Source organism: Gammaproteobacteria bacterium (ex Lamellibrachia satsuma) (assembly GCA_019623805.1).
GTDB lineage: Bacteria > Pseudomonadota > Gammaproteobacteria > Chromatiales > Chromatiaceae > QGON01.
The window spans coordinates 4,054,244-4,078,943 of the sequence record CP053680.1; the positions used below are offsets into that span (position 1 = coordinate 4,054,244).

A 24,700-nucleotide genomic window follows, 5' to 3' on the forward strand; every position below is an offset into this window, starting at 1 on the left:
TGCTACGCGGTGGGTCTATTCAATCGTGCTGTATGTGTAGGTAAACCCACATTATGAACCTCAAGGATATTGAACCGGAGACGCTAAGGTCAGCATGACCCACAAAAATCGGTTCCCGTAAGACGGCCACGGAGAAAAATCATGGATCCCATAAGCATATTTACAGTAAAAAACCGGCTGATTATCGGCTATACGATTCTCATCGGCTTGATTCTTATCGTTGGAGGTTACTCGTTTATTCAGGATGGTGTGCTCGGCGATCAGACCGTGAAGATGTACAAACACCCGCTGGCGGTGACAAGAGCGGCCTTGCGGGCCAACGTGGGCATCATCAAGATGCATCGCAGTATGAAAGATGTTGCCCTTGCCAAAGACGAAGCAGGAATTGCGAGTGCCAAGGCCAAGGTCTCTGGATACGAAAAGGAGGTCTATGACCAATACACCATTGTGGAGGATCGCATTCTCGGCAAGGAGGGTGAGCAACTCATCGCTGAGACCATTCAGGTGTTCCGTGATTGGAAGCCCATTCGTGATGAGGTGATTACCCTGATGGAAAGCGGCAAACGCGGCGAAGCTGCAGCTATCACTAAGGGTAGAGGCGCCAAACATGTTGACATGATTAGTACCAAGATGGATGCATTGGTGGATTATGCGGCGGTAAAGGGCGAGGGGTTCTTTAATAAAGCGGTGAAGACCACCAACGATACCCAAATGATGCTGATGTTACTGATGGCCGTAGCGGTAATTTTTGCCAGTGTTGCCGCTTTCCTGCTCATACGCAGTATTTTGGGGCCCATAGATCACCTGCGCGCAACTATTCATGCCATAGAAGCGGAGTCTGACCTGAATGGCACTTACTTAAGAACTAACATATTGATATAACAATAAAAAAAGGCTGGTTCAGGTGATAAGATGCAAATCGCCAAACCCACACCAATCAATTCAGGAACCAGCCTTAATGCATCCTAGCCAACGCGTCCGTATACATCAACAAAAACGTATCAGTGCCCACGCTGCAAACAGCGACTCCTATGAGTTCTTCAACCTGCTGACCGCCCCGGAATTCCTGGATAAAGTGGAATCATTACTACCTGACCACCGGGAACGCCTGTTTCCCCCAACTGAGACGCTATCGATGTTTCTGGCACAGGCAATGAGTGCCGATCGCTCTTGTCAGAGCGTGGTAGATGATGCAGCAATCAAACGATTGATGGGGGGACTCTCAGCCTGTAGCACCCATACGGGTGCATACTGCAGGGCACGGAAACGGCTACCAATGGAAATGGTTTCTACATTGGCTCGTTACACTGGACGCATGATGACCGAGTCCACCCCGGAGACTTGGCACTGGCGAGGACGGCCTGTCAGGTTAGTGGATGGGGCAACCGTTGCATTGCCTGATACAACGGACAATCAGGAAGCCTATCCTCAGCCACGTAGTCAAAAACCTGGTTTGGGTTTTCCTCTTTGCCGCTTTGTCAGCATCATTTGCCTTGCCAGTGGTGCAGTACTTGATACAGCCATGGGACCTTGCCGGGGAAAGGGAAGCGATGAGCAGTCATTGCTTAGATCAATGCTGGATACCCTGGAAGCGGGTGACATCCTATTAGGGGATGCCTTTTTCGCAACCTATTTCCTGTTGTGTGCATTGCAGGAAAAAGGCATGGATGGTGTTTTCGAACAACATGGTGCACGGAGACGTAGTACGGATTTTCGCCGTGGTCAGCGACTGGGGCAGCGTGACCACTTGATAGAACTGCATAAGCCAAAGAAAAAGCCCGACTGGATGAGCCGGGAAGCGTACGACCAGGCACCAGACACACTGAACGTGCGGGAGCTGCATATCGGCGGAAAAACTTTAGTGACAACGCTGCTTTGTTCGAAGCAAACAAGCAAAACAGCCCTGAAAACACTCTATCATGATCGCTGGCAGATCGAGTTGGATCTGCGTAACATCAAGACCACCCTGGGTATGGAGATATTGAGTTGTCGCACTCCGGCTATGGCGGAAAAAGAGATCTGGATCTATCTGTTGGCCTATAACCTAATCAGACTTTTGATGGCTCAGGCAGCTCTGTTGGCCGACCTGATACCCCGCCAACTCAGCTTCAAGCACACCTTGCAGTTGTGGCTTTCCTGGAGGCGGGGCGATCCTGGAAATTACGATGATGAAAAACTTGGCCGCTTGTTCATCCTAATTGCACAACAGCAAGTCGGGAAGCGACCAGGACGCATTGAACCGAGGGCACTCAAGCGACGAGCGAAATCCTTTCCTCTACTTGTCAAACCCAGGCATGCAGCGAGGGAGGAAGTCAGGATAAATGGACATCCCAAGAAGCTTAAGTAAGTGCCATTTGAGTCTGACCTGACACGCCGTATAGAACTCTCATCTGAAGATGAGATTGGTCGAACCGCAAGCGCCTTTAACGCCATGCTGAACAAGTTTCAATCGAGTATGAATCAGGTCTCTGGTGCAACCTCGCAGCTGGCGACCACGGCAGAGGAGACCTCGGTGATTACAGGGCAGACTACCCATGCTATTGAGCATCAGTTGTCTGAAACCACCCACTTAGCCACTGCCATGACAGAGATGAATGCAACGGTTCGCGAGGTGGCTTCAAATGTTACCGATACAGCCCATGCCGCCACCGATGTGAATGAACAAGCTTCAGCCGGGTTACAGGCGATGCAAGAGACCATCTCACAGATTCAACAGCTTGCCGGGAATGTGGAGAGTGCCGCTGGCGTCATCCAACAACTGGAACGGCAGAGTGAGGAGATTGGCTCTGTCATCGATGTGATCAAAAGCATTGCGGAGCAGACCAACCTGCTGGCACTGAATGCCGCTATTGAGGCGGCAAGAGCTGGCGAGCAGGGCCGTGGTTTTGCCGTGGTTGCCGATGAGGTGCGCAATCTGGCCAGCAAGACTCAGGAGTCTACCGAGGAGATCAACCAGATGATCGATAAGCTCCAAAATGGCTCACGCCAAGCGGTAGCCGCCATGGGACAGAGCCAGGAGAAAGCACATAGTGCAACTGAACAGGCATCGAAAACCGGAGATGCCCTGTCAACCATCGCAGAAGCTATTGGCCGCATCAATGATATGAGTGCACATATTGCGGGGGCCGCAAAAGAGCAGAGTGCCGTGGCGGATGAGGTCAACAAGAACATTGACCAGATTAACAGTATGACTGAACAGACTTCAGCAGGGGCACAACAGACCGCGGTTGCCAGCGGTGATTTGACACGCCTTGCATCAGATCTTCAGGGTTTGGTTGCCCAGTTCAAAGTGCAGTAGTGGTGGAACTGTACAGGAGCACCCCGCCGTGAATGGGCGGCGGGGGTTGCCACGAGGATAAAATCGCCCTGCGGGCACGCCTGTGTAACGCTATCAATGCCCGGAATAGAGCGTCTCGACCTCGGCGGAATGCTGCTCAAGGATACGGCTGCGACGCAGTTTCAAGGTTGGTGTGATCAGCCCGTTCTCAGGGGTCCAAGGCTCCTGGACGAGTGCGATACGATGAATCCTGGCGTAGCCGGGAAAACTGCCCAGATGACTAGCGACGCGCGCCGTCAACAGTTCGAGTTGCTGTTCGCTGGTATCGGATGGATCGATCGACTCTGCTTCGCAGGCCTCCTTATTGAGTACGATGAGCGCGGTGAGAAAGGGTTTTGCCTCACCGATGACCATGGCCTGTTCAAAGATTGCATCGAGGTCAATGCACATTTCCATATCGGCAGGCGGGACTTTTTCACCATTGGCAAGGACGATGATCTCTTTGATGCGTCCTGTGATGAAAATATGCTCATTCTCGATTCTGACCTTGTCGCCGGTATGCAGCCAGCCTTCACTGTCGATGACGTCTGAAGTCGCCTCCTGATTATTCCAATAGCCCAGCATCACGCTTGGACTGCGGGAGAGCAGTTCGTCATTGTCGCCGATCTTGACCTCAATACCCGGCAGTACTCTGCCGACACTGGCGGGCACATTATCCTCCAGCGGATTTGCGGTGATGATCGGGCTGGTCTCTGTCAGGCCATATCCCTGCAGGATCGGCACACCCAGTCCGATGAAGAGCTTGGCGATCTCCGGGGTCAAAGCCGCGCCACCGGAAACGGCGATACGCAACCGTCCACCGAGTTTGGCCTGAATCTTACTGGCCACCAGTTTTTTATAGAGCGGCCAGAGTGCCAGTTTTGCACTCCATGGCGCCCGGCCCTGATCATGTTCAAATCGCAGCCAGCCTGTCTCGACCGCCGCATTGAAAAGCTTGCGGGCAACGGCGGAATCGTCCGCCAGCTTTGCCTGTATCTTGGCGTAGACACGTTCAAAGATACGCGGCACCGAGATCATAATCGTCGGTTTTATCTCCAGCAGATCCTCTCCCAATTGCGGGATGGATCTTGCGTAGGCGACATTGGCGCCCACCGCGATCGGCATGTAGTAGCCGACGGTGCGTTCCAGGGTGTGGGAGAGTGGCAGGAAGGAGAGAAAACGGTCGGTGGGATAGATGGTAATCAGCTTCAACCCAGCCTCGATGTTCCAGAGGATATTGCGGTGACTGAGCATGACGCCTTTCGAACGCCCGGTTGTTCCTGAGGTATAAACGAGAGAGGCAAGGGCATCGGATGCAATATCCGCCGCCTCATATTCACCCGCTTCTGCAGGCAGCCAGTCGGCCAGGGAGACCAGGCGCGGCTGCAGTCCCATGGGATCGACGGGTTCAATGGTCAGGATACGGTTGAGTCCAGCCAGCTGGTGACGGATCTGTTGCAGATTCTGCCACTGCTCATCCCCTTCCAGCAGTAACAGACGTACGCCTGCATCCTGCAGAATGTAACCGATATTCTCCGGCCGGTCGTTGGTGTAGATGGGGACGGTGACCAGCCCGAGTCCCTGGGCGGCAAGGTCGAACATGGCCCACTCGCGGCAGTTGCGCAGTATCAGGGCAACTCGTTCGCCGGGTTTCAGCTTCTCCCGTTGGAAGGCAGCCTGCCAGCGGGCGACTTCACGTCCCATCTCATGCCAGGTCGTATCCTGCCAGCGCTCCGATGCCGGATCGAATTGAGTATAAGCGACAGTATCAGGTGTACGGCGAACCCGTTCCTGAAAAAGCGCGCCCAAGGTATCTGCAGCCTTGAGCAGAATATAGTCGGTCTTCTGTTCCCTCATCTCATCTATTCCGTGATTGTGATTGCTGTTATCTCGCACCGGTTTGGAAGCCGATGTTTCTGCATGGGTTGTATCAAAGAATAGCATGTCAGGCACCACTCAAGTTAGTCCAGCCGGAGTCCGGATGAAACTGGTCGCCGTGCAGCTGTTCCAGCTCATTCAGGCGTTGGCGCATACGTGTTAATCCACCGCTGTGAATGTAGTGCATCGGGCCGCCGCGGAAAGGGGCAAAGCCGGTGCCGAATATGATGCCGGCGTCTAGCAGATCCTCATCATCGACCACATGTTCACGCAAGCAGGCCACTGCTTCATTGAGCAGACGAAAGATCATTCGGTCAGCCAGATCATTTGGCGCGTGAAACTGGCTATCCAGGTTCTCCTTGATGGCCTTGCCCTTCTCGTAGCGATAGAAGCCCGCACCGGTTTTTACCCCCAACTGTTTCTGATCGACCATCACATGCAGTTGTTCAGGTACCTCAAGATCGAAGACAGGCGCCAGCTTGTTCGCCACGGCAAGACAGATATCGAGTCCCACCCGGTCTGCCAGTTCCACAGGTCCCATCGGCATGCCAAAGCGGGTGGCGGCATTGTCGATCAGCGGGCCGGGAACCCCTTCCTCCAGCAATTCTATCGCTTCCAGCAGATAGGGCATCAGGATGCGATTGACCAGAAATCCGGGACTGCTTCTGACCGGCAGGGGAAGGCGATCGATGCTGCGGGAGAAGGCGGCGCCTTTTTGCATTAACAGGGGATCGGTCTCTCTGCCGGAAACCACTTCTATCAGTTGCATCTTCGCCACCGGGTTGAAGAAGTGCAGTCCGATCAGGCGTTCAGGGTTTTCGAGCACTTCACTGATACTCTCCAGTGGAATGCTGGAGGTATTGGTGGCGAGCAGGGTGTCCGGCCCCACTTTTGATTCAAGGTCGCGGAACAGGGTCTGTTTGGCCTCCAGATCCTCATATATCGCCTCGATGACCACATCCGAGTGCTTTACCCCATAGCCTCTGGGGTCAGGCATCAATCGGTCCATGGCAGCCTGAACCAACCGTTTGGACTTCAGTTTGCGTTGAAACAGTTTGTGGGCGCGGTTTACCGCTTGGGTGAGGAATTTCGCCTCCCGATCCTGCAGTGTGACGCGCTGACCTTTCAGTGCGCACCATGCAGCGATGTCTCCCCCCATGATGCCGCCGCCGATGACATGCACCTGGCGGGATTTGAAGTCGATACCAGCCGCAACCGATTTGAGTCGCTCCTGCAGGAAGAAGACCCGAATCAGATTTTGCGCCGTTGGACCGGTGATCAGCTGGCCCAGATTTGTCGCCTCACTGGCAAACATGAGCTGCTCGTTTCCCCCGGTATCACGCCAGTGATCGATCAATGCGAAAGGGGCGGGGTAGTGGGCTTTGCGCACTTTTTTGGCCGTGACTCTGTGCAGTATCGGCGCGAGCAATTGTCGCGCGGGGGTGATGTTCAGCAGTTTTTGCCAGCCTACCGGTTGATGGGGTGGCGGCGCCGAGGTTATCAATTGCGATGCGGTATGTTTCAGTTGGCGCTCCGGTGCCGTTTGATCCACCAACCCCAACCGTTTTGCGCTGCGTCCACTGATACTGCGTCCACCCAGCATGAATTTCATTGCCGGAATTGGGCCCAGCAAGCGGACACTACGCACACTTCCCCCATAGCCTGGAAAGATGCCGAGCCGGACTTCGGGGAAGGAGAGGCGGGTTCCCTCGTCATCCTGTGTTATGCGATAGTCGCAGGCAAGGGCAAGTTCGAGACCGCCGCCGAGGCAGAAGCCATGAATCAGTGCCAGGGTGGGACAGGCCAGATCCTCCAGACGTTGGAAGATTCTGTGAACATGGTGGATATGCGCCTCAACCTGGTCAGGTTGCTGGGCCTTGCGGAAGTTTTTGACATCTGCGCCGGCGATGAATCCAGACTTTTTGTCGGAGAGGATGATCAATCCCTTGGGGGGATCGGCCTCGATCTCCGCCAGTATGCCATCGAACTGCTCAAAGGCATCTGTAGAGAGAATGTTGACCGGTGAGTCGGCATGATCGAAATGGAGCCAACTTATGCCGTCAGGGGTTCGTTCCAATTTCCAGTGTTTCTTCATTTTACCGCCTCCACCAACATTGCGCCGCCCTGGCCGCCACCGATACAGAGACTCGCCACACCGGTCTGCGCATTATTTTGATGCAGGGTCTTTACGAGATGCAGTACCAACCGCGCGCCGCTTGCGCCGACAGGATGGCCGATGCTGATGGCGCCGCCATCCACATTCAACCGATCTCTGGGGATAGGTGCGAGAGTTTCGTCAATACCCACTGTATTCTGCATGTAATCGGCATCCTTCCAGGCAGTGAGGCAGGCGAGTACCTGGGCTGCGAATGCTTCATTGATCTCCCAATAGTCGATGGCTTCACTCTCCATGTTTCGGCGCTGCAACAACCTGGCCATGGCATGCACCGGGCCCAGTCCCATCTGACTGGGATCGAGCGCACTCCATTCGGTATCGATTATGCGGCCAAGTAACGGCAGATGGTGTTGCTCGACGGCACTTTCGGAAGCGAGTAACAAAAGGGCGGCGCCATCAGTCACCTGGGCGCTGTTGCCGGCAGTAACCTTGCCGACCGGGCGGTCGAAAACCGGTCGTAGACGGGCCAGCTTTTCCATGTCGCTGTCTTTGCGTAGTCCCTCATCCGTCTCATAGAGATTACCTTTGTTGTCGAAGATCGGTTCGATCTCATCCAGACGTTTTTCGTTGGTGGCCTGTGCGAGATGCTGATGACTCAAGAGGGCAAAGGCATCCATCGCCTCACGACTGATGTTGAATCGCCATGCAAGTTTTTCCGCAGTCTGTCCCATGGAGAGGCCGACGATCGGATCAGTCAGACCTCGCAGCAGAGCGATGATCAGCTGAAAATGGTGGGGACGCAGGGCGGCAAGCTGACGGCTGCGGGCGGTGAAACTCTTGGCCCGGTTCCATTGGCCGAGCCAGTTGAGCATGCGGTCGTTGATCAGTACCGGGTGGCGACTCATCGCCTCGGTACCGCCGGCCAGAACCAGATCACTTCGCCCAGTGGCGATGTTTTGTGCGGCACTGTCCAGCGCCTGTAATCCCGAGGCGCAGTTACGCTGTACAGTCCAGGCAGGCACCTTGTCGCCGCAGCCGATACGCAGCGCGGAAACCCGTGCGATATTGACCTCATCCGGACCGGATGAGACACATCCGAGGATGACTTCATCCAGTTGAGACGGACTGAAATTGTGCCGGGCCAGCAGTGGCCGTCCTGCGGCAACTGCAAGATCAGATGCCCGGAAGGGGCCGGGACGGCCCTTCATCTTTATGAACGGTGTGCGGCTGCCATCCACGATATAGACGGGTCTCTTCTCTTCCATTATTCCTCTCCGCTCCTGATGTTTTAATTTGTAGGCCGGATCCGCAAGCTTGATCGGGCCTACGCGGCACCAAGATGCCTGATCGATGAGCCACCCTGTTTTCTTTTCCCGTTGTTCATAGGTAACAGGCTATCGAAGGCGTCAACCTGTATGACTTGGTCTCTTAACTTCTGCGTCTCCAGCACGAGCTGGGCATCGCTCTCCGTAAGGATGCCGATCTCCACAGCTTCGGCGACCATCACTTCGTTTGTGCCGGGGTGAATTTGTCCTGCCCGTCTTGCCTGTCGCAGTGTCTTCTCGATTGGGGCTGATGCCACTGCGGCCGCTAACGCCTGGTCGAGTCGCGCCACAGGTTCGTTGAGATCGCTGTTGAGAAATATCCCGGCGGTAAGCCGTGTTCTGGCCTCACCCGGCTGCAGGATGGCGCCTGCTACGGCGTAGTCTAGGCGGTCTGATGGTTTGTGGTAAGGCAGTCCTGTGGGGAAGGTGAGCAGTCTCACTATCCATGCCAACGGGCGAAACGGCAGATTGCGAAAAATTCCGATGAAGGCTTCCTGCATGCGATAGAGAGAGTCCTCCATTGCCCACTGCAGCAGTGGAATATCGGTAAAGCGCTGATGCCCGTCGATAAAGTGCTTGAGGGTGGCACTGGCAATGTAAAGTTCGCTCAGCAAGTCACCCAGCCGCGCAGAGAGGCGCTCTTTGCGTTTGAGTGCACCGCCCAGGGTCATCAGGGCGAGATCCGCCGATAGTGCGAAGGCAGCGCTCATCCAGTTGAGCTGCTGAAAATAGTGCCCGGCCACACCCTTTACGGGACGCTCGGAGAGATGTCCACGAGTGATTCCGAGCCAAAAAGTACGCGCCAGATTGGTGACGAGGAAACCAATGTGTCCGAAGATCGCTTTGTCGAAGGTACTCAGCGCATGCTTCCACTCCTTCTCTTGAGCGGCGGAAAACTCCTGCAGGATATAAGGGTGGCAGCGAATTGCACCCTGACCAAAGATGATCATGCTGCGGGTCAGGATATTCGCTCCTTCCACAGTGATAGCGATCGGAATTGCCTGATAGACCCGGCCGATGAGGTTGCGTGGTCCCAGGCAGATACCGCTGCCGCCCTGGATGTCCATCGCATCGTTGACCACCTGGCGATAGCGTTCTGTGAGGTGGTATTTCACGATGGCGGAGATCACCGACGGTTTTTCACCACTGTCGAGCGCACTAACAGTCAGCAATCGGGCGGCATCCATCTGGTAGGTGATACCGGCGATTCTGGCAAGTGCCTCCTCGACACCTTCAAAGTTGCCGATGGGTTGTCCGAACTGACGGCGGACCGCAGCGTAGGTGCCGGTGTAGCGGCTGGCGGCCTTGCCGGCCCCTGTTGCCAGTGCCGGTAGTGAGATACCGCGTCCTTCGGAGAGACTTTCAACCAACATCTGCCACCCCTGGCCGATACCGGACTGCTCGCCGATCACCCAGTCGAGGGGAATAAAGACATCTTTGCCCCGGATGGGGCCGTTCTGGAACGGGATGTTCAGTGGCATGTGACGTTGCCCGATTTCAACGCCTTTCGTTTCACTGGGAATCAATGCAACAGTGATTCCCAGTGAGGTATCACTACCCAGCAGGTGATCAGGATCGTAAAGTTTAAAGGCCAGTCCAATGAGCGTGGCCACTGGACCCAGCGTGATATAGCGTTTCTCCCAATTGAGACGAATACCGAGCATCCGCTGGCCATTAAACTCGCCCTCGGTGACCACCCCACTATCAGGAATTGCACCTGCATCACTGCCGGCATCAGGACCGGTAAGAGCAAAACAGGGGATCTCCTCACCCTTTGCGAGTCTTCTGAGATAGCGATCTTTTTGCGTCTGAGTCCCATAGTGCAGCAGCAGTTTTGCCGGTCCCAGAGAATTGGGAACCATCACTGTGACGGCTGCAGCGATACTGCGGCTGGAAATCTTCATCACTATGGTGGAGTGGGCAAGGGCGGAGAACTCAAGACCACCATAGGCGCGGGGGATGATCATACCGAAGAGGCCCGACTGTTTGATAAATGACCAGACCGCTTCAGGCAGATCCTTGTCGTGATGAGTGATCTGCCAGTCGTCCAGCATTTTACAGAGTCGTTCGACTGGCCCGTCGATGAAAGCCTGCTCCTGTTCCGTCAATTGGGGTTCGGGTTGTTCCAGCAGCCGTTGCCAAACGGGTTGGCCACTGAAGAGTTCACCATCCCACCACACGTTTCCGGCATGCAATGCTTCACGCTCTGTTGATGACATGGCGGGCATGACACGCCGGAATTGTCTTAACAGTGGTCCGCTGATCAAGCGAAGACGCAGGTCCGGAAGCAGGTAGAAAAACATACCTGTACCGTAGGCAATCCAGGAAACAGTTGCCCCAAATATGCCGATCAGACCTCCCAGCTGCAGGGAGACGAGCAGGGCAGGGGGTAATAACACCCAGACGATAGCCTTGGCTGAACTGTAGGCCAAAGCCCACAGGACGATCAGAATCAGAAGAGTGCCAATTGCCGCCATCTTCACGCTCCCGCTGCTGTGCAGCTTTACATTAGGGAAGCTCTGATAAACTGGGTCATTGTCATCTCGACCGTAGGGAGAGATCTCAAACTACAGAGTGCTTAACAGGTTTCGAGGTATGAGATTTCTCACTACGTTCGAAATGACAATTAATCAGAGGCTCCTTAGGTTTTATTCTCTAACGGCTGATACGTTTCATCTCCGGTATTTGGTTTCACCTCATGCAGATGTGTCACCTTGGCGCAGGGTTCGCAATAATTCTGCGCCTGTTCCGCGAATTCAGACTCATTGTCGTTGTACATCATGGCTTCATCACACCAGGGCAGACGCCGATAAACACCCAAGTCGTCCAATCCAAGAAACGGATACTTGATGATGTTGAAATAGGGGGAATAGTCGAAATCCTTGGGCGTGAAGAGCCTTGGATTACGTTTAAAGAACCGGATGCTGCCATCATCGCTGCGATCGATAAATGGCAGGATGGGAAAATTTACCTGATTAAACGCCTCAGCCAACAGGCAGGAGCAAACCGTCCTTGTAGGACCGCCTGCATTATGTTCAAAGACGCTGGATCGCCAGCGTCGCGGCAGTATCGCCCAAGGGAATAAGAAGCGGGCCAGATCAAGCAGGTGGCGTACATCGTAGCTGCTTCCAAGTCCTCGTATTGCATAGCCTATCACCTCATGAGCGTCATCCGGCTCAAGTCCTGATGGGCGGCAGATCCGCAGGTGATCCATATGGTACTTGGATACTGGCGCCACGATGGTTCCTTCATGCAGAAGAGACTCGACCATCAATTGTTCGCTGGGATCTCCCTGAAAATGTTCGGCAACCAGCGCTTGCAGGTCTGGATCTCTGACGTCGTACAACCTGCCGATGTAGATCGCCGAGTGGGTCCAGGAGCTTTGGGTGATGATTTTTATCACCTCACTGACCCTGCTGCGCCCTTCCACCAATAGAACATCGCCGGGGCGTAACTCAAAGCTTAAACGTTTGAAATCGCACAATGGTGAGTTGGGTGGTGGGCCATCTTTGACCAGCCACTCGGAAATCGCTCTGGATAACCACTGCACAAAAATACTCATATTAATAACCACCTAATTTACTGTGGTACTTCCCAGTATAGACAGTCTTATTGGGTTTAGGGTTGCGCTGTTTATTTACACAAAAGGAGCGCATAGAAATAAATAATATAAAAAACAATGTGTTGTATTAATATTATGAAGTAATATCTGTATGAATTAATGTTTTTTGGAGAACCGCCGATAGGTTATTGGATGAGATAAATTGTATTGCCCATTAACCATTTGCCTACAATAGTGAACATTTTTCAGCGCAGCATTGACGGTGACAATTGAGGATATAAACAGATAAATACCAAACACCCCGAGTGGGTTCTCAAGGAACAGGTCCACCTACTGTTTGGAAATGCTGTAGTCGCAAACCTTACCGTGATTGCGGCAGCGCTCCTGTTTACTGTGATAATGAAAGATAGCCTTGACCGCTTACTGCTTGTTCTGTGGGTGGGTTCAATGATGTCTTTTTGCGGCGTCCGCCTGCTTGTATGGAAGCGCTACAATCATAATGAAAATGCCGTTTCCCCGGAAATCTGGGTGAGGCGATATGTACAGAGCACTCTGGTTGTCAGCATGCTCTGGGCAAGTCTATCCCTGTTTCTCTATTTTTCTGATGACCTGGTAGTGCGAAGCCTGGTCTTCATGATGATTATTGGTGCAATTGCAGCAAGCGTCCCTGTTCTCTCCAGCATACTGCCCGCATTCTACGCTTACATCACTCCGATGGCTGCCGGACTGGCAGTTGCATTTATATTGGAAGGTTCAGCGTTCAATATTGCCGTTGGGGTTGCAGTGCCTGTCTATGCCGCGTTAATCGCACAGACGGCGATAAATACCAACCGACACCTGCGAGAATCCCTGATACTTCAATATAAAAACCAGGCCCTTATTTCAGAACTTAACAGGGAGATTACGGATCGAAAGAGCGCGCAGCAGGCACTGAAAGAACACGGTGAGCAACTCGAGAAGCAGGTGGATGAACGTACCAATCAGTTGGTAGTGATCAACAGATCACTGGAAAAAGAGGTTGAGGAGCGCAGACGGGCTGAATATAACCTCACGCACTTGGCGCATCATGATGCGCTAACCAATCTTCCCAATCGTTTGTTGTTGGATGCTAGGCTCGAACACGCTATCGAAAGAGCACGTAGAAACGAATCTCAAGTGGCTGTGTTGTTCATGGACCTGGACAACTTTAAAAATATAAATGACAGCTTGGGCCATGCCGTAGGGGACGAGCTATTGCGTATGGTCGGCGAACGACTCCGCATCGGTATAAGAGGAGATGATACGGTTTCCCGATTGGGTGGCGATGAATTTGTCATCGTCATGGAACAGGTCGAAAACCAGAATGTGATCGAACATCTGGCACAAAAACTGATGTCTACTCTCGAAGAGAAATTCGAGATCCAGAATCAGGCGCTATTTATCGGGACAAGTATCGGCATCAGCCTGTTTCCACAAGACGGAGATTCTGCTGAAAAACTGGTCGCTAATGCCGATGCGGCAATGTACCGGGCAAAAGAACAGGGGCGGCGTAATTACCAGTTTTACACCCATGAGTTGACAGAGACCGCACATGATCGGGTTATGCTGGAGGGTGGTTTGCGAAATGCAATGGAAGCACAAGATCTGGTGCTCTATTACCAACCACAAATCTCACTTGCCGATGGCCGGATTACAGGCGTAGAGGCTCTGATACGTTGGGAGCATCCTGAATTGGGCCTGCTTCCGCCGGGACGGTTCCTGCAAGTTGCCGAAGACTCAGGCCTTATCATACCTATGGGCAACTGGGTTTTGCAGACTGCCTGCCAACAGATGAGTGCTTGGAAAAAGTCGGGGTTCCGACTAGTTCTACTTTGTCAGATTAGATCTATAAGTAACTCACTGAATAATATAAAATATATGCTGTGAATTTCTTGGCAATCATCGTAAGGAAGAGCATCAAATGACAAGCACCAAGGTCATTTGAATTACCTGATACGCGCATAAGTAGAATCGATCGCATAGCGGAGCGATTCCAACGTTTCCAGTACCGCTTTGAATCCCATTTTCGAAGCAAGACGAGGTCGGTGTTTCAACCGGTCACACACTATCTCAAAGGCCTGATGCAAGCGCAGAGAAAGAACATGGAACGCATGGAAGAGGTGGTTGCAGGCGCAGATGATCAGCGTCTCCAGCATATGCTCACCGAGTCCCCGTGGGATCATCGTGCGGTGTTAGACCAAGTGGCGCTGGAAGCCGATCAATGGCTGGGTGGAACCGCGGATACCTGTCTGTTGCTCGATGAGAGTGGCCTTGCCAAGAAGGGTAAACATTCAGTGGGGGTTAAACGCCAATGGAATGGCCGCCAGGGCAAGGTGGATAACTGCCAGGTTGGTGTATTCGCAGCACTGGGTAAAGGGCACTTGTCCACGCTGATAGATGAACGTCTCTATCTACCCAAAGAGTGGGTATCGAACCCGGCTCGCTGTCGCAAGGCGGGTATCCCGGAAGTTGAACGGAAACATCAAAGCAAGTCAGAGTTGGCGCTGGAGATGGTGCGTCATCAGAGGACGCTTGGCCTGCGTTTTGCCTGGGTGGGTGCAGATGGGGGATACGGGAAGGATCCGGCTTTTCTGAGGGGTTTGGAGGCGATGGGTGAAACCTTTGTGGTGGACATCCACAAAGACCAACAGGTCTACCTGGAAGATCCACAGCCGTTCATACCGGAGAGCACGACAACGCGCGGTCGTCGTCGAAGTCGTCTGCAAGCCCAGGCAGCCCGTCTGCGCGTTGACCAGTGGCTCAATGAGCAACGGGACAGCGAGTGGCAGCAAGTGGTATTACGGGATAGCAGCAAGGGCAAACTGCGCGTCGAGATCCTGCATCATCGGGTTTGGCTTTGGGATGGAAAAGAAGCCCAGGCACATCAATGGCACCTGATTGTACGACGAGAGGTCAATTCACCGGAGACGATTAAATACACCTTGTCGAATGCACCGGAAGAAACGCCATCCCATTGTCTTGCAAAGATGCAGGCGCAGCGGTTCTGGGTTGAGCGTTCGTTCCAGGATGGTAAGAGTGAATCAGGTCTTGCTGATTATCAGGCCCGTAAATGGAAATCCTGGCATCACCATATGGCCTTGGTCATGATGGCGATGTTATTCATGCTCGAAGAGCGAATTGTGCAAAAAGATGATCACCCCTTACTCAGTTGTTCAGACATCGAATCGCTATTGCGTGCCTTCCTGCCACGGCGAGATATTGAACGCGATGAAATACTACGGCAAATGACGAAACGGCATCGTAAACGACAAGCGGCTATCGACTCCCAATATCGAAAACAGACGCTGGAACAGTCGGTTGCCGGGTGATGGAATCTGACAAAGTAGAACTAGAACGTATGGCGGTCAATCTCTCAGGCAGACAGATCCGTGACAACAGCCTGGTTAAAACTGTTGAAAAGACGCTTCAGTCCACCCATTGCAGGGCAGAGTGGCTCGAGCTGGAGATAACCGAGAGCTTCATTATGCAGGAGACAGGTCACTCTATGGAGACACTGGACAGCCTGAGAAAACTCGGTACACACATGGCTATCGATGATTTCGGCACAGGATACTCCTCCCTGAGCTATCTTAAACGGTTGCCTGTGGATAAACTGAAAATTGATCGCTCCTTTGTCCGTGACTTGGTCAATGATCCCAATGATGCAGCCATTACACGGGCCATTATCGCCTTGGGAAAGACACTTCAGCTCACTATCACGGCAGAGGGAATCGAGAACATGGCCCAGGAAGTCTTCTTAAAGGAGCAGGGTTGCGACCAGGGTCAAGGATTTCGATATGGACGTCCACTACTTGCTGCCGATATCACGCACATGCTGGAACAGGAGTCACTCAACCTGCGCAGTAGTATGATCTGCCTTTAACGGTGCTACGAAGCGCTTGGCGGCTGTTCTCAGTAATCATGGTGCGCACGGCGGACCCTACGTTCAGCTAAAGAAATTCTGACTTTAGCCGAAATGCAGTAAACAGCCTATCTTAATGAACCAAGAAAGATTGACTGAATTCAAAGAACATACCCAAAGGAATTCTGGTGAATAATCTTCTCAACAATCTCACTATCAAAACCAAGATCATCGGAAACTCATTGATCCTGCTGGCCCTTCAGGTCTTTTCCCTGCTAACAGATGGGAAGAGACATGAGGCCGAAGCCTTTGCTGTAAAGATAGAGCACGAGGAGGAGCAGCTGGCTGTTGAGCTTAAATCCCTGCTGACTGAGATCGAGAAGTTCACAGAAGTGGCCGGGCGTCGTGCGGCGGAGCATGAACACACCGCGATCTACCTGCTGAGTGGTATTACCCTCCTGGCGTTCCTCATTGGTGGTTTCGTGAGCTGGACTCTCTCCCGTAATGTCGTGAGCCGCATGGGTAAGACAGCCCGTGGACTCGAGGTGCTTGCCTCGGGTGACCTCACTCACAAGGTAACAGTGGATGGGCGGGATGAAATCGGTAAGTTGCAACAATCGATGCAGACGATGCGCAATAACTTGCTGGAGATGATCACACAGATCAACGCCACCACAGCCCAACTCTCAACAGCGGCTGAAGAGGTGTCTGTGATAACGACACAAACCAGTGCCAATATTCAGCAACAACAGTCTGAGACGCAACAGATAGCAACGGCAATGAACGAAATGAGCGCCACCGTGCGGGAGGTGTCAGAGAATGCCAGTAACACGGCCTCTGCGGCAACTGGTGCAAGTACCGAAACTGAGAAGGGACGAAATATAGTGGCAGGAGGGGTGCAGGGAATCCAGCAGCTGGCTGCACAAATTGAAGGGGCAGCGGATGTCATTGCTCATGTAGAGACGGAAAGCGAAAATATCGGCACCGTGCTGGACGTGATTAAAAGTATTGCCGAACAGACCAACCTGTTGGCGTTGAATGCAGCGATCGAGGCGGCCCGTGCCGGTGAGCAGGGTCGCGGATTTGCCGTGGTTGCGGATGAGGTGCGCACCCTGGCGAGCCGGACACAAGAATCCACCGCAGAGATCAACCAGATCATCGACAAGCTCCAAGTCGGCTCCCGGAATGCGGTGCAGGTAATGACTCAGAGCCGTGAGAATGCCAGGTCTGTTGTCGATCAGGCGATGCTGGCAGGTTCTTCATTGACCGCCATCGCTGAATCCGTATCACAGATCGATCAAATGAGCACCCAGATTGCAACAGCCGCAGAAGAACAGAGCATTGTGGCAGAAGATATGAACCGCAACGTCGTACGGATCAGTGACATGGCAACCCAAAACGCCACTGGTGCCGAGCAGACTTCCCAAGCCGGGAATGAGTTGGCGCACATGGCTGCAGAGCTGCAGGGATTGGTGGTTAAGTTCCAGGTTTAAAATGGCATTGGTGCGTATAGCGTTAGAACATAGGGTGCGCCATGCGCACCAATGCCACTACGTCCTGAGCCCACAGCTCCACCAGATCCGGCAGGCTCCCTCATCGGAAACCATGCAGGGGCCGACCGGGTTTCTGGGGGTGCAGGCCTCGCCATAGAGTCTGCACTCATTGGGATATTTTTTGCCCAACACGACTGCGGCGCAGTCACACCCAGGTGGCATCTGTCCAGCACGGCGGCGGCTCTCTGAATCGTAATCCGGATAGCGTTTTCGGGCGTCCCATCTTTCAAAAGATCTCTTCAGTGCGTAACCCGATTTTGGAATCGTGCCGATGCCGCGCCAGTTTGCGTCGACCACATCCAGTGCGGCCTGCAGATGTTTGCGGGCGCTGGGGTTGCCGCCGGGACGGACCAGTTCCGGGTAGCAGTTGTCGAGAAACAACCGCTGCTCGATCTGTTGCCGCAGCACCGAATAGGTGGCGGCAAGCAGACTCTCGGGCGTAAAACCGGCAATCGCGCTGGGGATCTGGTGCTTATCGACCACAAACTGCCACTCTTCAGGCCCCATGACAGTAGCCACATGACCAGGGGCCACCAGGGCATTGAAGCCGGGTGTGCCGGAATCGAGCAGCATGGAGACTGCGGGCCAGGTGAGCCGCCCGGAGAGCAGAATGGAGAGGTTGTCGGGGATGCCCTCCACGAGCAGGGAGGCAACGGGTGCGGTAGTGGTCTCGAATCCGGCAGCAAAAAAGACTATCTCGCGGTCAGGATACTCCCTCGCAATTTTCAACGCTTCGATGGGTGAAGAGATGGGTCGGATGTCGGCACCGGCGGCGTGGGCCTGATCAAGAGAGCGGGGTTCCTCCTTCGGTACATTGACGGGGACCCGCAGCATATCGCCAAAGGCGACCAGGATGATCTGCTCATTGAGTGCAAGTTGTATCGCCTGATAGACATCCTCCTCCGGGCAGACGCAGACGGGACAGCCGGGGCCGGGTATCAGTTCGATCTGCTTTGGCAGGGCGCCGCGGAGTCCTGCCTGGGTGATGGAGCGTTCATGGCCGCCGCAAACATTCATGATGCGGATCCGTTCCGGGAGCTGCAGAGTCCGGATCTGCTGCAGCCAGTCTTTGGCGCTAAGTGACATGGATATTACAGCTAACCGTGTGCGTGAAGCTTTTCACCTTCCGGCTGAATTTTGGGTTTAGTAGTCTCACCGGCTGCCCTGCGTGCGTCCTGAATGGTGAATGCCTTGCGCAGCCAGGTCAGCCAGTTGTCCAGCGTACTGCTGTTGCGGGCAGATAGGTTCAAAACCGGGGCTTCACTGGCCAGATGACGGATTGCCTGTTCCGCCCGTTCCGGCTTGAAATCATCCAGATAAGGAAGCAGGTCGGATTTGCTGATAAGTATCGCGTCGGCGGCCCGAAAGATGACGGGATATTTAGCGGGTTTGTCATCCCCCTCGGTGACCGACAGCAGAGTGACATTGAGGTGTTGCCCAAGATCGAAGCTGGCGGGGCAGACCAGATTGCCGACATTTTCCACGAAGACGATATCCAGATCGTCAAGATTTAATTGGTGGAGCGCGGAGTGCACCATATGTGCATCCAGGTGACAGGCGGTGCCGGTGGTGATCTGCACAGCACTGATGCCCTTGCTGCGTATGCGTTCAGCGTCGTTTTCAGTCTCCAGGTCGCCAACGATGACGGCGATTCGGAACTCCTGATTGAGTGCATCGATAGTGGCTTCGAGCAGGCTGGTCTTGCCGCTGCCGGGAGACGACATCAGATTGACGGCAAGTACACCATGATTGCCGAAGTGTTGCCGATTGTGGCCGGCCTGATGGTCGTTTTCACTGAGCAGGTTCTCAAGCACTTCCACGGCAACCTTGCCGTCGTGGGTATGCTCATGTTTGCCGCCGGCTTCGATGAGATGGCGATTACCCTGGGTGACGTTACAGCCGCAAGTGTCACACATCTTTCTGTTCTCCAGTGAAATACTTAAACTTGTATCAGGAGCGGCATGTGGCAGCTCCTACCATTTAATCCTTTGCGATGCCTGCGACCTCTGTGTTGAATGATAGCGGTCTATTCAACTGCTTGCTCTGCCCGGTTCAACTCAACGCTGGCGAGTAACAATTCATCGCCACTGAGCAGCTGGGTGCGGTAGTCGCCACACTTGCCGCAAATCATCCGGGTGATTCCTGCATCTGTTTCGGCACCGCACTGGCTACATCTCACTCGGATGCCTGTGGCTTCCGTAATCAGTTCCGCCTGGTTTGCGATAGTTCCGGACCGTGCAATAGTGAAGGCCTGTTCCAGCAGTTCCGGCACGACGCCGGAGAGGGGGCCGATGCGAACGATAATCCGGGTTACTTCCGAAGCCTGTTCCCGGGCTGCAATACCTGCGACCTGTTCAAGCATCGCCTGGCAGACCGCAAGCTCATGCATTTAGGGAGCCTCTGAACGAATCATGATCAAGTGCCTTGACACCAGAATCCGCCACTTTTTGTTAAGCCCGTCCCTGGGCTTAACCCCTTCGGGGCTTCCGCGAAAAAACGATCCTGTCGTTTTTTTCGTTGCAAACCTTCGCAATAGCTGGCTGTTACGTGCGATTTGCGCCTCAAGTTGGCGTATTCTGATCGCCAATTCATCTTGCTCAGATTCATTCAGAGGCTCCCAGGCCGTTCGTCCAGTGTCTTCAGCATCTCATCATAGACCTCCCAGGCGGAGCGGGCCTCCTGAGGGGTAACCTTCTGGATCGCATAGCCGACATGCACCACCACGAAATCGCCAGGTTCCAGCGTCTCATGCTGTAGCATGAAAAGGCTGACGTCACGTTCGACACCTTTCGCCTCACAGCGGGCAGTATATTCAACGATCGTCTTGATCTGCATTGGAATGCCGAGACACATGGCCAGTGAGCTGCCTCTTGACTATCATGGACGGGAAATCTCTATCGACTATTCTCCCAAGGAGCATGAATTTGTCAATTGAATCCGTCCTTATTCTGGGTATAGGCAATACGCTGTTGACCGATGAAGGTATCGGTGTGCACGTAGTGAAACGCATGCAGGCATTGCATAGCGAGTTGAAGGGTGTCGAATATTTGGACGGCGGAACCTTGAGTTTCACCCTGGCGGAACCGATTAGCAGAGCGGATGGGTTGATCGTGGTGGATGCGGCCAGGATGGAGAGTTCTCCAGGCACAGTCAGGGTATTTCGCAATGAAGAGATGGATTCTTATCTCAGTGGCAACCGGCAGAGTGTGCACGAGGTTGGATTGACGGATCTGTTGGATATCTCGCGTCTGACGGAACAGTTGCCAGTACAGAGAGTGCTTGTGGGCATTGAGCCAGAGTCGCTGGAGTGGGGGGAATCACCCAGCAAAACAGTTTTCCCTGCCATCGATAGGGCAATTGATGAAATTCTGTCTATACTTCGTGAATGGCGTTAGTAATAGCAAGGAACACTGCACCAATATTATTCAATAAAATCACCGAATTTCGACCTCTAAGTGATCTGGGTCAGTACCGATTCTATCGGTTGGAGATAATCTACTAATAGATGAAATGAGCGGTGTTTTATATGCAAAGATTGCAGGACATCGATATACGTGTAGAAGGGCCAGCTGATCGGCTTGCTCAACATGGCAATGCTGTTCCTGTCCTGCATGAAATACTTCATGCCCTGCGCCGTCTTGGCGAAACTGAAGAATCCACAACCATCGATCTGAGATCGATCCCCTTTGGCCCCGGTGATGAAGAGCTGTTGCTCGACGTACTGGGCCGTGGGGAGGTGGCGGTCAAGCTGGAAACGCTGGGCGCCAGCGAAATATACGAAACCGCATATGCCGGTGTCTGGATCGTCGACCACAGAAATACCGAAGGCGAGCGCATTGCCTTGCAAATCGAGATCACCCGGGTGCCTGAGATCCTTCTTACTCAGGTTGCAGATCTCACAGACTCTATTTCACGGCTCGAAAATCGTTTGCGTACTCCAGATGGGGTCGCGTCGCTGAGCAATCCTATGAACGGGAGAAGACGTGATGGCTGACTCAAAAACAGAAACCAAAACTCTCGGCGAAAGCCTGCGGCAGCAGGGTGTGTCTCGACGGGGGTTTCTGAAATTCTGTACCGCGACTGCCTCGATGATGGCACTGCCTCCTGCCATGGTGCCGGCTATTGCGGAGGCGCTGGAAAAGGCCAGGCGTCCCTCTGTAATCTGGCTCTCCTTTCAGGAGTGTACAGGCTGTACCGAATCCCTCACCCGAGCCCATGCACCCACCATAGAAAATCTCATCTTCAACCACATCTCCCTCGATTATCACCACACTCTGCAGGCGGCTGCCGGAGAGGGGGCAGAGGCTGCGCGTGAAGCGGCAATGCATGAAAATCATGGCAAATATATAGTAGTGGTCGACGGGTCGATTCCGCTAAAAGACCCTGGTTTTTCAACGATTGCCGGTATCAGCAACCTCGATATGCTGAAGGAGACTGTGGCGGGTGCCGCAGCAGTCATAGCAGTGGGTAGTTGTGCGGCCTTTGGTGGTCTGCCCCATGCCAGCCCCAATCCTACCGGAGCAGTGTCGGTCTCGGAGATCATCAAAGACAAACCGGTGGTCAATGTCTCCGGCTGTCCGCCAATTCCAACGGTGATCACTGGCGTGTTGGCCCACTTCCTGACTTTTGGCGGTCTGCCTGAGCTGGATGATCTGGGTCGGCCGAAGGTATTCTATGGCCAAAGCATTCATGATCGCTGCTATCGCCGTCCGTTTTACGATAAGGGCCTGTTTGCAGAGACCTTTGATGACGAAGGCGCACGCAAGGGGTGGTGCCTCTACCGAATGGGATGCAAGGGCCCGATGACCTACAACGCCTGTGCCACCACCAAGTGGAATCAGGGTACGAGTTGGCCGGTCGAGTCAGGCCATGGCTGCCTGGGCTGTTCCGAACCCGATTTCTGGGATGGTGGCGGTTTCTATAACGCCATCTCTATTCCCGACGGAGATATTGCCCGCAACATTGGGCTTGGTGCGGTGGCCGGTGTGGCCGTCGGTGCGGCAGCCGGTATGCTTAATCGCAATGCCAAGGCGGATGCAGTATCCAGGCATGAAACCGTCACTGTGGATGATCTGGAAAAAACATCATGAGCAGCCCGATCGACTTTCTGTTGTGGGTGAAGGGACCTGCCTTTGATATCGCCCTGGCGGTGTTCGTCATAGGTATTGTCGTCCGTCTGCTGGAGATAGTGTTGCTTGGGCGGAAGCAGGATCTTGCGGAGCCAAAGGGTGAGGAGTTTGGCCCCGGCTTGCGCACTATCGTGACCCGGACACTGCCGGAAACGGGCAGCTTCAAACAGTCCCCATTTACAGTTATCGGTGGTTACATCTGGCATATCGGGTTTCTGATCTGCCTGCTGTTTTTCGTTCCACATATCGAGTTGCTGCACAGCGTTCTGGGCATCAAGTGGCCGGGACTCTCCAACCATATCGTGGATGCCGTGGCGGTAGTGACCATGGCGACGCTGGTTGCGATGCTGATTGATCGCATCACTCATCCGGTGAAGCGATTTCTAAGTGGACCGGAAGATTATCTGGTGTGGTTGGCCGCATTTCTTCCGATAGTGACGGGCTATCTGGCCTATCACCGCGTGCTGGTCCCCTATCCACTTGTGCTTGGGATACACATCCTGAGCATTGAGTTTTTGATGGTTATATTCCCCTTTACCAAACTGATGCACACCTTCACATTTCCTTTGGCCCGTTGGTATAACGGTGCAATGGCCGGACGCCGGGGGGTGCAGTCATGAGTAAGGCAAGCCTGGAACGTGGACTCAATGCATTGCGTGAAGAGATCGATGCGCCGGTGGCGGCTTTCTTTTCCAGTTGCGTCAACTGTGGACTCTGTGCGGAGGCCTGTCTCTTCTACACGGAAACCGGTGATCCCCGTTACACCCCCATCAACAAGCTTGAACCCCTGCGCCGCATCTGGGAGCAGGAGTTTACTCTTTGGGGGCGGGTCAAGAAGGCGCTTGGCCTGTCGCAGCCGGTAACTGATGAACTGTTGCAGGAGTGGGAGCCGTTGGTCTATGACGCCTGCTCTCTCTGTGGACGCTGTTCCATGGTCTGCCCGGTGGGCAACGATATCGCCTATATGATCCGCAAGGAGCGGGAAGGTTTTGTCGCCTCGGGTAATGCGCCCGAAGGCATGAAAGGCGCTAGTGCCCGTGCCATCAAGGTCGGCAGTCCGATGGGGGTGAAATTTCACGCGGTGCAGGCACAGATCAGGCATATCGAGGCGGATACCGGACTGGAGGTCCCGGTCGATGTGGAGGGTGCTGACTATCTGGCGCTGCTCTCTTCGATGGAGATCATGAACTTCCCTGAGTACATCGAGGCGTTGGCCAGGATCTTCAAACAGGCAGGGGTCAGCTGGACGCTCTGCTCAGAGGCTTTTGAAGCGACCAATGCGGGTATCCAGATCGGCAGTAGCGATATCGCTGCAGAACTGGTCGAACGGGTGGTGAAAGGCGCTGAGAAATTGAAGGTCAAATATGTCATCAGTCCCGAGTGTGGTCACGCCTATACCGCCATCCGCTGGGAAGGGCCGAATCTGATCGGCCGGCGCTACCCCTTCAAGGTGGTGCATATCCTCGAACTGTTGGATGAGTTGCGGGTAACAGGAAGACTGAAGACCCAGGGTCTGGATGAGGCGCGGCTGACTTTCCATGATCCCTGCCAGATCGTGCGCAAGGGTGGGGTGTTGGAACCCCCGCGCAACCTGCTTAAGCAGGTTGCGTCGAACTTCGTGGAGATGAGTGACCACCGTGAGATGAACTGGTGTTGCGGCGGTGGAGGCGGTGTCAGTGCCAACGAGCGGGCAGATGAACTGCGGCTCAAGGTGTTCGCGAGGAAAAAGAGCCAGCTGGATGAGCTGAATGTGGACAAGTTGGTAACGGCTTGTGCCAATTGCCGCTTGATGCTGGAAGATGGCCTTGAAGAGTACCGGGTGGAGCTTCCGGTGGTCGGACTGACCGAGATGTTGGCGGAACATCTGGTAGAAGATAACGAATAGAGTGTAGGTTCGGTTTGACCGGACTTGTGGGGTGGCAGAAACCCCTTCAGGAGACG

General features: G+C 53.9%; 21 protein-coding genes. 12 read left to right on the forward strand and 9 right to left on the reverse strand.

Features of this window, described 5'->3' with window-relative positions; translation table 11 throughout:
- The first annotated feature begins 141 nt into the window (after positions 1-141).
- From HPY30_17450 to HPY30_17460, 3 genes are all read left to right on the forward strand, one after another.
- On the forward strand, positions 142-882 hold the full coding sequence (locus HPY30_17450) for a hypothetical protein (GenBank protein ID QYZ67613.1): 741 nt from the start codon (positions 142-144) through the stop codon (positions 880-882).
- 76 nt (positions 883-958) lie between these two features.
- Positions 959-2,347: an IS4 family transposase gene (locus HPY30_17455; protein QYZ67614.1), complete on the forward strand. Its 1,389-nt coding sequence runs from the start codon at positions 959-961 to the stop codon at positions 2,345-2,347.
- Positions 2,348-3,298, forward strand: coding sequence for a methyl-accepting chemotaxis protein (locus HPY30_17460; GenBank protein QYZ67615.1), 951 nt, complete (start codon positions 2,348-2,350; stop codon positions 3,296-3,298). It abuts the gene before it with no gap.
- 93 nt (positions 3,299-3,391) lie between these two features.
- Here HPY30_17460 and HPY30_17465 read toward each other — a convergent pair whose 3' ends face one another.
- The 5 genes from HPY30_17465 to HPY30_17485 all read right to left on the reverse strand — a co-directional run bounded on the left by HPY30_17465 (position 3,392) and on the right by HPY30_17485 (position 12,185).
- Positions 3,392-5,173, reverse strand: a complete 1,782-nt coding sequence (locus tag HPY30_17465; GenBank protein ID QYZ67616.1) for a long-chain fatty acid--CoA ligase — start codon at positions 5,171-5,173, stop codon at positions 3,392-3,394.
- 88 nt (positions 5,174-5,261) lie between these two features.
- On the reverse strand, positions 5,262-7,289 hold the full coding sequence (locus HPY30_17470) for a crotonase (protein QYZ67617.1): 2,028 nt from the start codon (positions 7,287-7,289) through the stop codon (positions 5,262-5,264).
- On the reverse strand, positions 7,286-8,575 hold the full coding sequence (locus HPY30_17475) for an acetyl-CoA C-acetyltransferase (GenBank protein ID QYZ67618.1): 1,290 nt from the start codon (positions 8,573-8,575) through the stop codon (positions 7,286-7,288). The genes HPY30_17470 and HPY30_17475 overlap by 4 nt, the downstream gene beginning before the upstream one ends.
- A 59-nt stretch (positions 8,576-8,634) precedes the next feature.
- Positions 8,635-11,112 carry an acyl-CoA dehydrogenase gene (locus HPY30_17480; GenBank protein ID QYZ67619.1) on the reverse strand — a complete coding sequence of 826 codons (2,478 nt, stop codon included), beginning with the start codon at positions 11,110-11,112 and terminating at the stop codon, positions 8,635-8,637.
- Positions 11,113-11,276: 164 nt separating this feature from the next.
- Positions 11,277-12,185 carry a hypothetical protein gene (locus tag HPY30_17485; GenBank protein ID QYZ68113.1) on the reverse strand — a complete coding sequence of 303 codons (909 nt, stop codon included), beginning with the start codon at positions 12,183-12,185 and terminating at the stop codon, positions 11,277-11,279.
- A gap of 645 nt (positions 12,186-12,830) precedes the next feature.
- Here HPY30_17485 and HPY30_17490 point away from each other — a divergent pair.
- From HPY30_17490 to HPY30_17505, 4 genes are all read left to right on the forward strand, one after another.
- Positions 12,831-14,102, forward strand: a complete 1,272-nt coding sequence (locus HPY30_17490) for a diguanylate cyclase (protein QYZ67620.1) — start codon at positions 12,831-12,833, stop codon at positions 14,100-14,102.
- Positions 14,103-14,296: 194 nt separating this feature from the next.
- On the forward strand, positions 14,297-15,544 hold the full coding sequence (locus tag HPY30_17495) for an IS701 family transposase (protein QYZ67621.1): 1,248 nt from the start codon (positions 14,297-14,299) through the stop codon (positions 15,542-15,544).
- Positions 15,544-16,098, forward strand: coding sequence for an EAL domain-containing protein (locus HPY30_17500; GenBank protein ID QYZ67622.1), 555 nt, complete (start codon positions 15,544-15,546; stop codon positions 16,096-16,098). Before HPY30_17495 ends, HPY30_17500 begins: the two co-directional genes overlap by 1 nt.
- A 167-nt stretch (positions 16,099-16,265) precedes the next feature.
- Positions 16,266-17,570 (forward strand): methyl-accepting chemotaxis protein, encoded by a 1,305-nt coding sequence (locus tag HPY30_17505; GenBank protein ID QYZ67623.1) that lies wholly within the window; start codon positions 16,266-16,268, stop codon positions 17,568-17,570.
- Positions 17,571-17,627: 57 nt separating this feature from the next.
- Here HPY30_17505 and hypD read toward each other — a convergent pair whose 3' ends face one another.
- The 4 genes from hypD to HPY30_17525 all read right to left on the reverse strand — a co-directional run bounded on the left by hypD (position 17,628) and on the right by HPY30_17525 (position 20,483).
- Positions 17,628-18,716: a hydrogenase formation protein HypD gene (gene hypD / locus HPY30_17510; protein ID QYZ67624.1), complete on the reverse strand. Its 1,089-nt coding sequence runs from the start codon at positions 18,714-18,716 to the stop codon at positions 17,628-17,630.
- A gap of 11 nt (positions 18,717-18,727) precedes the next feature.
- A complete protein-coding gene (gene hypB / locus HPY30_17515; protein QYZ67625.1) occupies positions 18,728-19,546 on the reverse strand; it encodes a hydrogenase nickel incorporation protein HypB in 819 nt (272 codons plus the stop codon).
- 110 nt (positions 19,547-19,656) lie between these two features.
- The gene (locus HPY30_17520; protein ID QYZ67626.1) at positions 19,657-20,019 is read right to left on the reverse strand and encodes a hydrogenase maturation nickel metallochaperone HypA; all 363 of its coding nucleotides are present in this window, start codon (positions 20,017-20,019) and stop codon (positions 19,657-19,659) included.
- A 218-nt stretch (positions 20,020-20,237) separates the two neighbouring features.
- Entirely contained in the window at positions 20,238-20,483 is a 246-nt protein-coding gene (locus HPY30_17525) for a HypC/HybG/HupF family hydrogenase formation chaperone (protein QYZ67627.1), read from the reverse strand.
- Positions 20,484-20,554: 71 nt separating this feature from the next.
- On the opposite strand from HPY30_17525, the gene HPY30_17530 reads away from it, so the two are divergent.
- The 5 genes from HPY30_17530 to HPY30_17550 all read left to right on the forward strand — a co-directional run bounded on the left by HPY30_17530 (position 20,555) and on the right by HPY30_17550 (position 24,644).
- A complete protein-coding gene (locus tag HPY30_17530) occupies positions 20,555-21,025 on the forward strand; it encodes a HyaD/HybD family hydrogenase maturation endopeptidase (protein QYZ67628.1) in 471 nt (156 codons plus the stop codon).
- Positions 21,026-21,156: 131 nt separating this feature from the next.
- Positions 21,157-21,624: a hydrogenase expression/formation protein gene (locus HPY30_17535; protein QYZ67629.1), complete on the forward strand. Its 468-nt coding sequence runs from the start codon at positions 21,157-21,159 to the stop codon at positions 21,622-21,624.
- Positions 21,617-22,720, forward strand: coding sequence for a hydrogenase small subunit (locus tag HPY30_17540; protein ID QYZ67630.1), 1,104 nt, complete (start codon positions 21,617-21,619; stop codon positions 22,718-22,720). Before HPY30_17535 ends, HPY30_17540 begins: the two co-directional genes overlap by 8 nt.
- Positions 22,717-23,379, forward strand: a complete 663-nt coding sequence (locus HPY30_17545) for a hypothetical protein (protein QYZ67631.1) — start codon at positions 22,717-22,719, stop codon at positions 23,377-23,379. The genes HPY30_17540 and HPY30_17545 overlap by 4 nt, the downstream gene beginning before the upstream one ends.
- Positions 23,376-24,644, forward strand: coding sequence for a (Fe-S)-binding protein (locus tag HPY30_17550; protein ID QYZ67632.1), 1,269 nt, complete (start codon positions 23,376-23,378; stop codon positions 24,642-24,644). The genes HPY30_17545 and HPY30_17550 overlap by 4 nt, the downstream gene beginning before the upstream one ends.
- Positions 24,645-24,700 lie beyond the last annotated feature (56 nt).

Excerpts from the sequence above, each read along its gene's own strand:
- HPY30_17450 (QYZ67613.1), top strand. The coding sequence starts at position 142 with ATGGATCCCATAAGCATATTTACAGTAAAAAACCGGCTGATTATCGGC.
- hypD (QYZ67624.1), bottom strand. The coding sequence starts at position 18,716 with ATGTCACTTAGCGCCAAAGACTGGCTGCAGCAGATCCGGACTCTGCAG.
- HPY30_17525 (QYZ67627.1), bottom strand. The coding sequence starts at position 20,483 with ATGTGTCTCGGCATTCCAATGCAGATCAAGACGATCGTTGAATATACT.
- hypB (QYZ67625.1), bottom strand. The coding sequence starts at position 19,546 with ATGTGTGACACTTGCGGCTGTAACGTCACCCAGGGTAATCGCCATCTC.
- HPY30_17540 (QYZ67630.1), top strand. The coding sequence starts at position 21,617 with ATGGCTGACTCAAAAACAGAAACCAAAACTCTCGGCGAAAGCCTGCGG.
- HPY30_17550 (QYZ67632.1), top strand. The coding sequence starts at position 23,376 with ATGAGTAAGGCAAGCCTGGAACGTGGACTCAATGCATTGCGTGAAGAG.
- HPY30_17455 (QYZ67614.1), top strand. The coding sequence starts at position 959 with ATGCATCCTAGCCAACGCGTCCGTATACATCAACAAAAACGTATCAGT.
- HPY30_17465 (QYZ67616.1), bottom strand. The coding sequence starts at position 5,173 with ATGAGGGAACAGAAGACCGACTATATTCTGCTCAAGGCTGCAGATACC.
- HPY30_17490 (QYZ67620.1), top strand. The coding sequence starts at position 12,831 with ATGATGATTATTGGTGCAATTGCAGCAAGCGTCCCTGTTCTCTCCAGC.
- HPY30_17535 (QYZ67629.1), top strand. The coding sequence starts at position 21,157 with ATGCAAAGATTGCAGGACATCGATATACGTGTAGAAGGGCCAGCTGAT.
- HPY30_17495 (QYZ67621.1), top strand. The coding sequence starts at position 14,297 with ATGCAAGCGCAGAGAAAGAACATGGAACGCATGGAAGAGGTGGTTGCA.
- HPY30_17475 (QYZ67618.1), bottom strand. The coding sequence starts at position 8,575 with ATGGAAGAGAAGAGACCCGTCTATATCGTGGATGGCAGCCGCACACCG.
- HPY30_17480 (QYZ67619.1), bottom strand. The coding sequence starts at position 11,112 with ATGGCGGCAATTGGCACTCTTCTGATTCTGATCGTCCTGTGGGCTTTG.
- HPY30_17500 (QYZ67622.1), top strand. The coding sequence starts at position 15,544 with ATGGAATCTGACAAAGTAGAACTAGAACGTATGGCGGTCAATCTCTCA.
- HPY30_17545 (QYZ67631.1), top strand. The coding sequence starts at position 22,717 with ATGAGCAGCCCGATCGACTTTCTGTTGTGGGTGAAGGGACCTGCCTTT.
- HPY30_17520 (QYZ67626.1), bottom strand. The coding sequence starts at position 20,019 with ATGCATGAGCTTGCGGTCTGCCAGGCGATGCTTGAACAGGTCGCAGGT.
- HPY30_17470 (QYZ67617.1), bottom strand. The coding sequence starts at position 7,289 with ATGAAGAAACACTGGAAATTGGAACGAACCCCTGACGGCATAAGTTGG.